The sequence below is a fragment of the Rothia uropygioeca genome (genome assembly GCF_004136585.1).
Classification (GTDB): Bacteria; Actinomycetota; Actinomycetes; order Actinomycetales; family Micrococcaceae; genus Rothia.
The window spans coordinates 863733-878291 of sequence record NZ_NOIR01000001.1; the positions used below are offsets into that span (position 1 = coordinate 863733).

Annotated in this window: 11 protein-coding genes; 3 read left to right on the forward strand and 8 right to left on the reverse strand. The window is 61.7% G+C overall.

Going from position 1 to position 14559, the window contains the following annotated elements:
• Positions 1-12: 12 nt before the first annotated feature.
• The 4 genes from EWR20_RS03830 to EWR20_RS03845 form a co-directional block, all read right to left on the reverse strand.
• On the reverse strand, positions 13-831 hold the full coding sequence (locus EWR20_RS03830; protein WP_129359143.1) for a Rossmann-like domain-containing protein: 819 nt from the start codon (positions 829-831) through the stop codon (positions 13-15).
• Positions 828-1862 (reverse strand): ABC transporter substrate-binding protein, encoded by a 1035-nt coding sequence (locus EWR20_RS03835; RefSeq protein WP_129359145.1) that lies wholly within the window; start codon positions 1860-1862, stop codon positions 828-830. Before EWR20_RS03835 ends, EWR20_RS03830 begins: the two co-directional genes overlap by 4 nt.
• Positions 1863-1935: 73 nt before the next feature.
• A complete protein-coding gene (locus tag EWR20_RS03840; RefSeq protein ID WP_129359147.1) occupies positions 1936-2766 on the reverse strand; it encodes an ABC transporter ATP-binding protein in 831 nt (276 codons plus the stop codon).
• Positions 2763-3824 (reverse strand): FecCD family ABC transporter permease, encoded by a 1062-nt coding sequence (locus EWR20_RS03845; RefSeq protein WP_129359149.1) that lies wholly within the window; start codon positions 3822-3824, stop codon positions 2763-2765. Before EWR20_RS03845 ends, EWR20_RS03840 begins: the two co-directional genes overlap by 4 nt.
• Positions 3825-3931: 107 nt before the next feature.
• Here EWR20_RS03845 and menD point away from each other — a divergent pair, with 107 nt between their 5' ends.
• Positions 3932-5701, forward strand: coding sequence for a 2-succinyl-5-enolpyruvyl-6-hydroxy-3-cyclohexene-1-carboxylic-acid synthase (gene menD, locus EWR20_RS03850; RefSeq protein ID WP_129359151.1), 1770 nt, complete (start codon positions 3932-3934; stop codon positions 5699-5701).
• A gap of 98 nt (positions 5702-5799) precedes the next feature.
• Here menD and EWR20_RS03855 read toward each other — a convergent pair whose 3' ends face one another.
• The 4 genes from EWR20_RS03855 to EWR20_RS03870 form a co-directional block, all read right to left on the reverse strand.
• On the reverse strand, positions 5800-8289 hold the full coding sequence (locus tag EWR20_RS03855) for an MMPL family transporter (RefSeq protein ID WP_129359153.1): 2490 nt from the start codon (positions 8287-8289) through the stop codon (positions 5800-5802).
• A gap of 29 nt (positions 8290-8318) precedes the next feature.
• The gene (locus EWR20_RS03860; protein WP_165000944.1) at positions 8319-9044 is read right to left on the reverse strand and encodes a TetR/AcrR family transcriptional regulator; all 726 of its coding nucleotides are present in this window, start codon (positions 9042-9044) and stop codon (positions 8319-8321) included.
• A 70-nt stretch (positions 9045-9114) separates the two neighbouring features.
• The gene (locus tag EWR20_RS03865) at positions 9115-11646 is read right to left on the reverse strand and encodes an MMPL family transporter (protein ID WP_129359158.1); all 2532 of its coding nucleotides are present in this window, start codon (positions 11644-11646) and stop codon (positions 9115-9117) included.
• The gene (locus tag EWR20_RS03870; protein ID WP_129359160.1) at positions 11627-12319 is read right to left on the reverse strand and encodes a TetR/AcrR family transcriptional regulator; all 693 of its coding nucleotides are present in this window, start codon (positions 12317-12319) and stop codon (positions 11627-11629) included. The genes EWR20_RS03865 and EWR20_RS03870 overlap by 20 nt, the downstream gene beginning before the upstream one ends.
• A gap of 110 nt (positions 12320-12429) precedes the next feature.
• On the opposite strand from EWR20_RS03870, the gene EWR20_RS03875 reads away from it, so the two are divergent.
• Both EWR20_RS03875 and EWR20_RS03880 read left to right on the forward strand, forming a co-directional pair.
• Entirely contained in the window at positions 12430-13131 is a 702-nt protein-coding gene (locus EWR20_RS03875) for a demethylmenaquinone methyltransferase (protein WP_129359162.1), read from the forward strand.
• 4 nt (positions 13132-13135) lie between these two features.
• Entirely contained in the window at positions 13136-14470 is a 1335-nt protein-coding gene (locus tag EWR20_RS03880; protein ID WP_129359164.1) for a geranylgeranyl reductase family protein, read from the forward strand.
• Positions 14471-14559: the final 89 nt, after the last annotated feature.

Genomic DNA, 14559 nt, shown 5'->3' on the forward strand with positions numbered 1-14559 from the left:
CTCGGTCCTCTGTCATAGCGCCTTGTACACGTAGAGAGGGGTTTCCTCGGCGCTGAACTGCGAGAAGGGGAAGTGCTCGGCACTCAGGGCCGAAACCCCGCATCCCAAGAACTCTCTGGCCACTGCGGATCCCGATTGGGCGTAGACCGCGAGCGGGATCCGACGCTCCACGCACCTGTTTCGAATGCGATCGAAGCTCCCGTTTCCCAAGGTCATTCCCGTGGCGATGACCGCATCTGCCCGGTCCAGAACCTCTTCCATGTCACGGCTCACAGGATCTCCCCACTGCGTGGTTCGCATTCCGTAATCGCAGGGCAGTGGCTCTCCGCCGCGCTGCCTGATCGCGGCGATCAAGGGGTTGACCACGCCGATCAGCGCGACCCGATCGCCCGCGGTTATGTCGAGCAGACTTGCCACCGCGTGGTCGCGTGCGGCGGCCCGTTCGTCGGGAGTGCCCGTGGGAAGCCGGACGAGCCGCGCCCTCGCATCGTCGCGATGCGGGTTTCGGGCGGCAAGCCACGCGTCGAGTGCCGCCAATCGAATCGGGGCCGAGCCGTGTTCGAGCAGTTCTCGCACCGGGCTGCCGGACAGCTCGGAAATTTCCGGGCCGAGTTCCCCGGCCTCGAAAGCACAGGCCCCGAACGCGCCGTCGACCCGGACGAGTACGTATTGATTTCGATAGAGCTGTTCTCCGGCGGCCAGACGCGTGCCGTGCTGCACATAGAAAACGCTTCGGGCGACGGCAGGAGCCGCGGCGTGGTCTTCCTGAGCGGCTGCCTTTCGAATGACGTCCTCGGTCGAGAGAATTTCGTTTGGACTGACGAGGCTCATCGCAGACCCCTTCCGTTCAGGTACTCGGACAATTTCTCGGCCGCCTCGATATTTCGAGGACTGGCCACGGCCTCGCCGTAATCCATCACATAAATGTTGTCGTGCTTGACGGCAGGAGAGTCCCTGACCGGAGACTGTTCCTTGAGGTACTTGATCTTCTCCTCGACCGGTTGTTTGTTGTAGTCAACGACGACAATCGCCTGCGGGTTCGCGGTAACAATCGATTCCCAGCCCACGGTGTCCCAGCGGGCATCCAGATCAGAAGTGACGGAGTGGGCACCGGCCAGGTCCACGATCGAATTGGCGGCAGTCCGACGCCCCGCGGTGTATGGCTCGGTGGTCCCGGAATCGTAGATGAAGACCCGACTCGGATTTTCCGGACGGGGTGCATCCTTGAGTTTGTCCTTGCGCTGGTTCAGGTCCGAGACCAACTTCTCGGCGCGGTCCTCGACCCCGAAAATCTTTCCGAGATCCTTGAGGTCCTGGTTGGTGGCTTCCAACGGTTCTGGGTTGGACCGGTCGCCTTTGTAGTTGAAGCACGTCTCGTTCTGCATGTACGACTGGATGCCCACTTTCGCCAAAGAGTCGGGCGTTACCCCGCGCTCCTCGCTGAATCCGGCCTGCCAACCTGCGAACACCCAATCGGCCTTGGCGCTGACCAACGTTTCCTGTCCCAGAACCGTGTCCGAGATGGTTTCGACTTTGGAATAGTCATCACGGTAGGGGGACTTGTCGACGACGCTGCTGATCGTCTTTGGCATGACGATTCCGCGCATCCTATCGGCAAGTCCCAGCGAGAACATTTTCTCGATCGCGGATACATCGTAGGCGACCGGTTTCTGCGGCGTGGGGTAGGTAGCCGACTGACCGCAGTTGGATATGGTCCTCTCTGAGGCATCGGATGAATCCTCCCGGACTGAGGCTCCGCAACCGGAGAGAAGCAAGATACCCACGAGTCCGGCCGAACACAGCGTTCCGGAGTGTCGCCAGCGGGTGGGCCTGCGTTTGGACGGCGTCGGGGTGCGATTCATAGGGTTCTCCTCTGGTCGGTTGATCGAAATATTCATGTGGTGCAGCCGCGGGGTGTTCAGGAGGGCGGCAGCATTACATTGGAAACAGAAAATAGGGTGCCCCGGTATCCGGACGGGCCGTCACCATGGGACGAACCTTGTAGACCTTCTCGACGAGGTCCGGATCCAACGTTTCGGCGGGCGGACCGTCGGCGACAATGCGGCCACGGTCCATCACGATGATTCGATCGCATGAGCTGGCGGCGAGATTGAGATCGTGAAGGGCCATGACGACGCTGGGTCTCCTCGTCTCGTCGGACGGCGAGGACGCATCATCATCAGGGGCGTCGGCGCTTTCCGTGGAATGAGCGTGGCTCCTCAAATCCCGGACCAGATCGACCTGGTGTCTCAGATCCAGGTGATTGGTCGGTTCGTCGAGAAGCAAATACGGGGTCTCCTGGGCCAGGGCGCGGGCGAGCAGGGTCCTCTGGCGCTCGCCGCCAGAAAGATCCAGGAAACTTCTGTGGGCGAATTCCGCAACACCAGTGCGGGCCATCGCGCTCTCGACCGCCTGATTGCCTCCTTCACGAGTTGCCGTCGGGTTGGCGAGGGAACCCAGGGAAACGACCTCGGCGACCGTGAAGTCGAGTTCTCCGCGCTCTTCCTGCGGGAGGGCTGCGATGAGCGAGGCGGACTTCTTGAAGGGCAGTCCCGCCAGATCAGTGCCGTTGACAAGAATCGCACCGTGGCAGGGTTGCAGGGCGCGGTAAAGCGCCTTGAGCAGAGTCGATTTCCCGCAACCATTGGGACCAACCAGACCGACGACCGAACCCGGGCTGATACCGAGCGAAACCTCGTGCACCACCTCGATGCCCGCGACTGCGATCGTCACGTCCTGAAGGCTGAGACCGATCCGAGCATTCATCGCGATCCTCCGAAGACGTAACCTCGACGGCGAATGAGAATGATGAATACCGGCACGCCGATGAGCGCCGTGACCACGCCGAGGGGGAGCTCACGCGGAGGCACGGCGATGCGGCTGATCAGATCGACCCAGACCATGAACACGGCCCCGAACAAGGGCGCCAGGACCACAGCGGTCCGGTGCGCGGGACCGAGCACGATCCGTGTCAGGTGAGGGATGACCAATCCGACGAAGCCTATGGTTCCGGCGACCGAGACCAAGGTCGCCGTTCCGAGAACGGTCAGGAAGAAGAGCCGACGCCTGAGTGCCTCCGGATCGACGCCGAGGCTCGCGGACGAGCCGTCGCCCATGGACAGGGCATCCAAATCAGGGGCGCGGTGCCAAAGGTAGACAATGCACCCGCATGTGACGACCCCGGCCAGCGGAAGCTGACTCCACGTTGCCCCGCCCAAAGAACCGAGCATCCAGAACATCACTGTTCGGGCGGCGTCGCCCTTGGCATCGAAGAAGACGATCGCGGACATCAGGGCCTGGAATCCGAAAGACAGAACGACGCCGGTCAGGATCAGCCGTACAGGTGCAATACCTCCCGACGATCTCGACAGCCCGTAGACAAGGAACGATGCTGCCAATGCGCCGGCAAATGCCGCCGAGGACAGCGCGTACACCCCGAGCCCCGAAAGTAGTCCCCAGGACACCACGGCGCTGGCACCGACCGAGGCACCGGAAGAGATGCCCAGAATAAAGGGATCCGCGAGCGGATTGCGCACCATGGACTGTGCGGCAATCCCCAGAGCGCTCAGTCCTGCACCGACGACCGCTGCCATGATTGCCCTCGGCGTGCGAATGTCGATGACGACCGTGTAATCAGTTACGTCGGCGGAGTCGATGGTCCCGCCGGTGACGGCCGCCCACAAGTGGGCCGTCGTACGGTCCAAGGGTATCGAGGCGGCGCCCCACGAGATGGCGAGCAGTACCGATACGAGGAGCACGGCCGCCAGCCCGAAGGCCAGCAGCACTTGGCGTCGTGGAGTGATTCTGGCGAGTGAAGGATTCATCAGAAGTAAATGATAATCATTCTCATCTAAAATCCCAAAGCGTCCCCACGCGATCTCCTGAGTCGACGCCTGCTTCATGTGAGACGGTCCGGCGTAAAATAATTTTGATGACTTCTTCAGACTCCCAGCCGGACGCGTTTTTTACCGCGGTTTCCGTGCTGGACTCTCTTTTTCGGTCCGGTATGCGGCAGGTAGTTCTGGCTCCCGGGTCCCGGTCTGCACCCCTGGCGTATGCCCTCGCTGCCGCCTCGGAGGCCGGGATTGTTGAGGTTCATGTCCGAATCGATGAGAGGTCTGCCGCGTTTACGGGGCTCGGTCTGGCCAAAGCCACGGGGCGGCCGGTCGGCGTCGTGACGACCTCGGGTACCGCGGTCGGCGAATTGTTGCCGGCCGTGATGGAAGCAAACCATTCCGAAGTCCCTCTTGCGGTTCTTTCCGCGGATCGCCCGCCGCGGCTACGCGATACCGGTGCCAACCAGACCACGTGGCAACCGGGTCTCTACGGCACTCACGTGCGCGCCTGGGCCGACCTCACGTCCTACCCAGAACCGGAGCCGGGGGAGCAGACGGTTGCATTCACCGATTGCCTCGCCGCGCTGACCGGGCGCGACCCCGAATCCTGGGAGGATGCGTCGCCTAGGCCGCTCGGGCCGGCGCACATCAACGTCGCCTTCGATGCTCCGTTGGCTCCGGACGCGAGGATGCGCGAAACCTTGCGTGCGTGGGCTTCGTCATTGGCAGATGTGCGCACCCCGGTGGCACCCCGGCTCGTTGACCGCACGGTCCTCGACGTCCTCGCCGAGGATGCAGCGGATGGGGCACGGGAAGGGCCCACCCAGCGCACAGTAGTGGTCGCAGGAGACGGAGCCGGCCCCATTGCCAGGCGTTTTGCGGAAACTGTGGGAGCTCCGTTGCTGGCAGAACCCTCCTCGGGCGCCCGGGGCGGTCCGAATGCTCTGGGCACATACCAATTGCTCCTTGACGGAAAACTCGGGAAACTCATTGAGCGTGTGGTCCTCTTCGGGCGCCCGACCTTGTCCCGGTCTGTGGACAGTCTTCTCCATCGCCAGGACATCGAGTCGATCATCTATCTGCCTCGTCCCGTGGCGTGGGCCCGCCCCGATCGGCGTCCAGAACGTCCTGTACAGACCCTCGAGGACGCCCGGAATTTCGCGGGTCGATGCGCTGCCTCCTGGCTCGAACAGTGGAGAAGTGAAGATCGTCGCCTCGACCGGTCCCTCAACGGTCTCTTCTCACAGGCCGAAGCCCGCAACGGCGTTCTCAACGGGCCTGGCGTTGCTCGATTGGTGAGGGAAGCGACCGACAAGGACGGGATAACCCTCGTCTGCGGGTCATCCAACCTCATCCGTGATCTCGACCTTGCCCCCATCGATGAGACTGTGGACTGTGAAGCGGCAGTCTACGCGAACCGCGGGCTTGCCGGTATCGACGGCACAGTGGCAACGGCAAGCGGCATCGCGCTGGCCGAGCAAGGACCGGTCCGCCTCCTCCTGGGAGACCTGACGCTCCTTCACGATTCCGGATCGTTGCTCATCGGGCCGGGGGAAACCGTGCCCGACCTACAGATCATTGTGTTCAACGACGCGGGCGGCGGGATCTTTTCGACCCTCGAGCACGGCAACGTGGCCCGGGATGAGGGGTGGTCGGGGGCCGTGGAACGTTTCTTCGGGACACCGCAGATGGCGGACCTGGAACGCCTTGCTGCCGTGCATCATCACCATTATGTCCGCGCGGACGACGCCGAAGCGCTGAGGTGCGCGCTGTCTTCTCCGATTCGCGGTATCACCCTGATCGAGGTCCGGGGTACACGGGAGGGACTTGCCGACGAGCGCGTCCTCTGGAAGGAGCGCGTCTGATTCGGGGCCGTACGACAACGGGGGCGTCTGTCTGCCGTACGCAGGGGAATAACCCCGCGCACGACAGGCAAACGCCCCCGCACCCGGCTCGAACGCTCCTAGTCCTTGCGCTCCAGTGAAGCGCCCTCGACGTCGACGTCCGGCAGGATCTTGTCGACCCAACGCGGCAACCACCACGCCTTCGAGCCCATGAGGTACATGAGCGCGGGGATGAGCGTCATGCGAACCACGAAAGCGTCGAATAGCACACCCGCTGCCAGTGAGAAGCCGATCGAGGCGATCATGGCTTCGCCGCTGAAGACGAAGCCGAGGAAGACCCCGGCCATGATCAGTGCGGCTGCCAGGACGACCTTGGCGCTGTGGTTGAAGCCGATGATGACCGACTTCTTGCCTCCGCGCCCGTGGCTGTACGCCTCGCGCATCGACGAGACCAGGAAGACTTGGTAATCCATGGCGAGTCCGAACAGGATGCCAACCGCAAGAATCGGCAGGAAACTGAGGATCGGGCCGGGGTCGGTGACCCCGAACAGGGATCCGAGCCAGCCCCACTGGAACACCGCGACCGTCGCGCCGAACGAAGCCAAGAGCGAGAACAGGAACCCTAGGGTCGCCGTCAGCGGTACGAGGATTGAACGGAAGACCAGGATCAGCACGAGAAGCGAGAGGCCCAAGACGATGGCCAGGTAAATGGGCAGCACCTTGAACAGCTTCTCGGAGATGTCGATGTTCATCGCTGTCTGCCCCGCCACGCCGAAGGTCACGTCTCCGTCGTCGGTGTGGACCTTGAGGTCACGCAGGTCGTTTACCAAATCATTGGTCGAGACGTCGCTGGGCCCGTCCTTCGGAACGATCTGGTACATGACCATGCTGTTGTCCTTGGAGATTGCGGCGGGCACCACGGTCTCCACATCGTCCTGCTTCTGCAGATCCTGTCCGACGTCGATCTGCAATTGCTTGGCCTGATCCTCGGTGGTTCCCTCCGGAAGCTGAGCGGCCGCGACCATGGTGCTGTTCCGGCCCGCACCGAACTGCTCCTCGATGGTCTTGTAACTCTTGTAGGCGCCGGAATCAGGGCTGGAGCTCGTGGCATCGGGCAGTCCCAGTCGGATCTGAGTCATCGGGATGGCGATGATGATCAGCACCAGGGCGGAGACGATGGCGGTGACGATGGGACGCTTGGTGACGAATTTCAGCCACCCGTGCGGCGAGGACTCGTGTTCCAGATGCGCCTTATGGGCACGGTCCTGAAGTTGCCCGTCACCGACCAGGTTCTCGCTCTGGGCATTCTCCCTGAGCCGTGCACGTCGCTGTATCGTCTGCCACCGCTTCTTGGTAATGATCCTTCGGCCGATGAGCCCGAGCATGGCCGGCGTCAGAGTCACGGCCACCACGACGGCCAACAGGACCGACGCCGCGGCGACATTGCCCATCACGGACAGGAACGGAATCCCTACCACGTTGAGCGCGAGCAAGGCGATGATGACTGTGGTGCCGGCGAAGACCACCGCGTTGCCGCTGGTGCCCGTCGCCAGCGCAACCGAGTCCTTGATGCCCATGCCTCGCACCAGGTTGTTGCGGTGTCTGTTGATGATGAACAGTGAGTAGTCGATGCCGACCGCGAGACCCAGCATCGATCCGAGGGCCGGCGTCGTGGAGTTCATTTCGACGACGCCCGATAGCGAGAACGTGCCGAGCATGGCCGCGCCCACGCCGACGAGGGCCATGAGAATCGGAAGTCCGGCGGCGATGAATGTGCCCATCATGATGAGCAGGATGATGAAGGCCACGATGACGCCGATGATTTCGGCGGTGGGCTTCATATCGGGCTGGCCCTCGAGATTTTGATCGAATTGGACGTCGAGGCCCTTGAGATCGGCGTCGGCAAGGTCCGAACGCACCTCGGAAAGCGTGTCTGGAGAGACCGAGTTGATCTCATCCTTGAAGCTGATGCTGGCCAGGGCCGCCGACTCGTTGTCCGAGACGGAGGAGTACTGGCTCGACATGTCGATTTTGGCCTTGTTCTGGTCGAACTCGGTCTTCTTCTGCTCGAATTGTGACTTCTGTGCGTCCAGTTCCTTCTGCTTGTCGTCAATCTCCTTATAGGCATCTGACGGCGCGTTGGAAGATTTGAGCTTCGAGCGAGCTTCGTCGATCTGCTTTTGACCGTCGTCGAGTTTCTTCTGGCCGTCTTCGATCTGCGGGGCGGCTTGTTGGAGCTGAGCCTTGCCCTGGTCGATCTGCTTCTGCTCGTCGAACGGGTTGGTCGTCGACTCGACGCCGTCGACCTTCCCGACCTTCTGGAGAGCGCTGGCGAGGGCTTGCTTCTGCTCGTCGGAAATCGCGGAGCCGTCTGCGGTCTTGACGACTGCCTGGCCCGAACCGGCGTTCGCATTGAGGTCGAATTTGTCACTCAGCTCGTCTTGGAGCTGTTGGGACTTGGTGCCAGGGATCGTGACGTTGGAGCTCAGATCCCCTTTGAACGCGGCGTATGACCCGCCCAAAGCCAGGAGGATCACAATCCACAGACTGATGATCACCCATGCCTTGCGCGCGGCGAATCCGCCGATACGGTATAGGAGTTTTGCCATGACTTCTCTCGATGGTTGATGGTTCAGTGTCAGATGCGAGGGCGGCCATTGGCCACCTGCGCGAAGGCCCAGTTGAGGTCTTCGCGCAGGACTTCCAGGGTGAGCAGATCGATTGCCTCGGCTCCCTGAATGGTTTGAGTGACACGGGCCTTGCCCGTTGAGCACGGCCCGGATCGGCTGGCATCCAGGATGCCCAACCGGTTGACGCCGTGGAGGAGACCGAAGGCTATGCCCGTGGTCAGGTTGAAGACATACATCTGGATCTTGACGCCCTGTTCGAAATCCAGGGAGGGGTAGTTCTCGGCGAGGGCTTCCATGAGCTGTTCGGCGACGCTGGCCAGAGTCCGCAGGATGTGTTGGCCCAACATGTCGAGCATGTCCGGGCTTAGTCGCATGCTCAGCGCCAAGAATCTTGCGAATAGTTCGTCGGCACCGGGGCGATCGAAGCTCTCGCGGAACTTCCGATCCAGCGCCTCGGGAATTTCGTGCGCGGACAACCTCGCAGGAATGCTCGGTTCGTCCAGGAGCCGGACGAGGTACGAGCTGACTCTGGCCAGAATGACATCGTGAAGGTTGGGGAAATGGTTGAAGAGGGACCTTTCGGAGATCCCAGCCCGCTCGGCCAGCGTCCGTGATTTGAGCGCCTCGAACCCATCCTCGAGCACGATGGTCTCCGCGGCATCGAGAATCGCCTTGCGAGTGGCCTCACGCCGAGCATGGCGGCGGTCACCGGTCGGCAGGGTCGAAGTACTCATGTATTTACAGTAATTGCAAATTCTTTTGAGGATCAACGAGTCCTCGTGTGTCCTTGGGCACGTCCAATCGCTACTGCCGGTCTTCTTGGGTCTTCCGTTCGAGGGAAGCGCCCTCGACGTCGACATTCGGCAGGATCTTCTCGAGCCAGCGAGGCATCCACCACGCCGCTTCGCCGAGCAGATGCATCGCTGCGGGGATCAGGGTCATGCGAATCACAAAGGCATCGAGGAGTACGCCGAAGGCCAAGCCGAAGCCGATGGGGCGGATCATGGTCAGTTCGGAGAAGACGAACCCGCCGAACACGCTGAACATGATGATCGCCGCCGCCACCACAACTCGAGCTGATTGGTTGTATCCCATGATGACAGCCTTGCGAGCAGGTGCTCCGTGGGCATATGCCTCGCGCATTCCGGAGACCAGGAACATCTGGTAGTCCATGGCCAGCCCGAACAGGATTCCCACCGCCAGGGTCGGCAGGAACGAAAGCACGATCGAAGCATCGTGGACCTGGAAAATCTGCCCGAGCCAACCCCACTGGTAGATCGCGACGACGCCGCCGAACGATGCCAACAGAGAGAACAGGAAACCAAGTGTCGCAATGAGAGGAACCAGAATCGATCGGAAGACCAACACCATGATCAGGAACGACAGGCCGAGCACGATTCCGATGTACCCCGGAAGTGCTTTCGACAGGATCTGGGAAATGTCGATGTTTCCCCCGGTTTGGCCGGTCACGCCCAATGTGACATGGTCCTGGGCCTCGGTGTCCGAGGAGAGGTCGCGCAAACTGTTGACGAGCTTCTCGGTGGATTCGGCGGCGGGTCCTTCGTCAGGCGTTACCTGGAAGACTTCCACGGATTCATCCTCTGCGATGGGACCCGGGACCACGGTTTTGACGTCGTCTTGATCTTGGATCTTCTCGGCCAGCTTGATCTGAAGATCTTGTGCGGCGGTCTGATCTGTGTCCGACGGCAGTTCGGCCACCACGAGAATGGTGCCATTGGCCCCGGCGCCGAATTTGTCCTCAACCTGCTTGTACGCCTTGTAGTCGGTCGAATCCACGGACTCGGTCGAGGCGTCCGGGAGGCCGAGTCGCATTGAGGCGGTGGGTATCGCAATGATTCCGAGCACGACAATAGCGCCCAAGATGACGAGAACGGGGTGGCGCGTGACCGTTTTGGCCCAGCCGCGCGGCTCGTCGAGCCGTTTGGGGTGAACGTGTTTGCCGGCATGCCCGTTGTAGGTGGCCCTCTCGTTCTTGTTCAGGACATGCAATTTGATGATCCCCAGAAGGGCAGGGGTTAGCGTCACGGACACCAGAACCGCGATCAGCACGCACATGGCTGCGGTCGTGCCCATGATGCCCAGGAATGGAATTCCGACGACGTTCAGGGCCAGCAAAGCGACAATGACCGTCGTGCCCGCGAACACCACGGCATTTCCGCTGGTTCCATTGGCCAAGGCGATGGATTGGGAGAGTGCGTGACCCTGCCGAAGGTTGACTCGGTGCCGGTTGAGGATGAACAGGGAGTAGTCGATTCCGACGGCAAGCCCCAACATGAGCCCGAGCATCGGTGTGATCTGCTGGATCTCGATGACCGAGGATAGGGCCATGGTGATCAGGACACCGATGCCCACACCGATCAGTGCCGTGACGAGGGGGAGACCCGCGGCAATGATGGTCCCCAGCATGATCAGCAGGACCACGAGCGCAATCACGACGCCGATGATCTCCGAGGGCCCGGCCAAAGCGCCCAAATCCTGGGCGATGGACTGGCTGTAGTTGATATCTACGCCCCGGATCCCGGCATCATCGATGGTTTGTCGCAGCGAATCCTTGGTTTCTTGGCTGATGTTCTGTTCGGTTTCGTCGAAGGAAATCGATGCGATGGCGGTCGACCCGTCCGTGGAAACCATGGCCGCCGATTCGGATAGCTTGAAGAGTTTCAGATTGCGGTCATACTCACGCTGCTGGTCCCGGAGCTGATCTCGGCTCTTGTCGAGTTCGTCCTTCTTGCCGTCCAAGGTTTTGCGCTGATCATCCAGCTTCTGCTGTTCCGATTCCAATTGCCCCTGGGCGGACCCCGGATCAGGTGCCCCAGAGGCTTGTTTCGCGGCCTCGTCCAGTTTTGTCTGCCCCTGGCTCAGCTGCTGGTACCCGTCGTCGAGTTGCTTCTGTCCGTCGCCCAATTGCCGCCATGCGCCCTCAATCTTGCGGGCTGCATCATCGAGCTGGGACTTCGAATCCTTGAGCGAGCTCTGTGTCTGGAAGGGATCGGTCGTCGACGCGACGCCGTCGACCTTGCCCGCATCCGACAATGCGTCCGCCAGCTCGGATTTCTGCGACTCTGTGAAAGGTTTGCCATCTTTGGTCGAGACGACGGCCTGTCCCATGCCGTGGCTGGCATCGGGGACTTTGTCCTTCAAGAGGTTCTGCAACCGCTCCGTTTCCGAACCGGGCAGGGAAAAGGCGTTGCTGAGCTGGCCGCCGTAAGCGGCGAAGCTGCCGCCCGCGGCAGCGAGGGCAACGAGCCACACCACAAGCACGAGCCAGGCCTTTCGGGCACAGAAGCGTCCGATCTTATAAAGCAGCGATGCCATGGGCAGGTCCCTTCAGGACGGAATCGAATGAAATGGTCGTCAGGTAGTCGAGAGCTTCGCGGACCTTGTCCTGCGTCTCGACGGTCGTCGAGCCCAGGCCGTCATCGCCGAGCGCTTCGTGCAGTGCCACGCAGATGGTGTCGAGCAGTACCCGGCAGAGGATGTGGACCCGCATGACCGGAACAGATGGATATGCCCCGCGAACGATCTCGATCAAACGGTTGATCATGCGTTGCATCGAGGACTGTCCCCACGTCGCCAGTCCCTGGTAGTTCACCATCTGGCTGGCAGTGCTGACGCTCTCCCGTATGTTCTCAAGTACTTCGGGCCGCAGCACGAATTCGGTGAAGGCGTGGGTGACATGAGAGGTCATGGATTCCTCGTTGTGCCCCGGGCCGATCCGGAACCCATCCGCGAGCCGATCGAAGTCGTCATTGATCTGGGCGAACGCAGCTTCTTCGATCGAGGAGAAATGATTGAACACTGTCCTGCGAGAAACCCCCGCCCGTGCAGCGAGCTCATCCACGTTCAGGCTCTGCGGCCCTTCGCGACGAACGAGCGCGGCGGCCGCCGCGGCGATCGCGTGTCGGTTCTGCTCGCGCACCAGGCTCCGACGATCTTGCGTGGCGCCACGGGTCGAGGCAGGTTGAACGCGCGGCGGGACGATAGACATGGGATGAGCTTAGAAGAGTCGGTGCACTGGGTGCAATGAAACGAAGCCACATTATGTATTGCGGCTCATTTCCACAGACCCGGTTCTGGGGCGCGCTGCCGTCTGACAGAATGGACAGCGTGAACCGAGCTGATCTTGATAAGAAGTCCGAGGAAGTCTCCGCGATGTTCGACGGGGTCGCGCCGAAATACGACCTCATGAACACACTGCTCTCCTTGGGGCAGGACCGTGGCTGGAGAAAGGCCACGGTCAAAGCCGCAGAGCCTGCACCCGGTCAGCGAATCCTGGATATGGCGGCCGGCACCGGCGCCTCATCCGTTCCGTATGCAGAGGCCGGGCTCGACGTCGTCGCCGCGGACCTTTCCGAGGGAATGTTAGCCGAAGGACGCCGCCGTCATCCCGAGATCGACTTTGTCCGTGCCGACGTCACGGATCTGCCGTTCGAAGATGAAGAATTCGATACCGTGACGATGTCGTTTGGCTTGCGCAACGTCGCCGAATACCCCAAAGCTCTCCGCGAACTGTATCGCGTGACCAAATCCGGCGGAACGCTCGTCATCTGTGAATTCTCTACGCCCACGTGGCCGCCGTTCCGCAGGATCTACCAGGAATACTTGATGCGAGCGCTTCCCCCTGCCGCTGGCATCTTCTCTTCCAACCCCGAGTCCTATACCTATCTGGCCGAGACCATTCGCGATTGGCCGGCTCAGGAGCAGCTCGCCTCGGCCATCGCGGAAGCGGGCTGGCATGGGGTTCAGTATCGCAACCTGACCGGTGGGATCGTGGCGCTTCATAGGGGTTTCAAGGCATAGGCACATGAAGATACTCGTCGTCGGGTCGGGCCCTGCCGGGGCCACGGCCGCATATTGGCTTGGGCAGGCAGGTCACGAGGTGACCGTGCTCGAAAAGACGCGGTTTCCCCGGGAAAAGGTCTGTGGCGATGGGCTGACGCCCCTCGCGGTCCGGGAAATGGACCTCATGGGGCTGCCGCACGGCACGGAGCAGGGTTATCACCTGCAGAAGGGTCTGCGCCTGCGAGCTTCCGGCAGAAGCATTGAGGTTCCCTTCGAATCTGCCGGCGACATTCCCGGCTACGGACTGGTTCGCACACGCTATGGTTTCGACGAAGAGCTGGCGGAGCACGCTCGTGCGGCTGGCGCCGTCGTCTTGGAAGGGCACGCAGGCCACGAGGTTATTCGCGCCCAGGAACTGGAGTCGGCTCCGGAAGGAGTCTCCGCTGGCGTTCTGAGCCAGCCGGACCGTATTGTCGGTATCCGAGCGCAGCTTCACGACGAGCGAGGACGCCGAACCAGCCAGACGCGGGAGTTCTACGCGGACCTCGTGCTGGCTGCGGATGGCAACTCGACTCGGGCCGCAGTCTCCGCCGGACTCGCAAAGCGTGACGACCGGCCCATGGGAGTTGCCGTTCGCGCTTACTATGACTCACCCCTCGGCGATCTCGACTGGATGGAGGGCTGGCTCGAACTCGAAGGCGATCGCAGCGAGTCCTCGGGCAAACCCGAGTTGCTTCCTGGCTACGGCTGGATTTTCGGAGTCGGCGACGGCACGGCGAATGTAGGTCTCGGCATCCTGAACACTTCCCAGCAATTCGGGAAATTGGACTACCGCCAAGTTCTCTCGGACTGGACCGGCGCCATGCCCGATGAGTGGACCCTTGATCCGGAGCACCGGGCGGGGCGGGTCCTTGGGGCGGCGCTACCCATGGCTTTCAATCGCACCCCGCACTATATCCCGGGGCTGATGCTCCTGGGCGATGCGGGTGGCATGGTCTCTCCTTTCAACGGAGAAGGCATTGCCAACGCGATGCAGTCGGCTCGAATCGCCGCGGGGGTCATCGAGGATGCAGCCACGGCCAACGGTCCGGCGCAGCGAGAGCTGATCCTTAACCGATACCCGGACATCATTCGCCAGACCTGGGGTTCGCACTTCACCTTGGGCCGTGCTTGTGCCGAGTTGATAGGTCATCCCGCGCTCATGAAGGCGTCGGTGTCGCTGGGCATGCGATGGCCCGCCTTGATGAAAATCGTCGTGGACGTCATGGCGGATCTGACCCCTCAGGATCCGCGACATCTGGCAGACAGGGTGGTTCACCTTGTGGAATCCCTGACCCCGGCGACATCGACCCGGTGAATCCCGCCCGCAGCCAACGGCCCTTGGCCCCGAGAGAAACGGTTAGTGTTAAGCCCGTGACTGATACACATCCCGGACAGCATGACGAC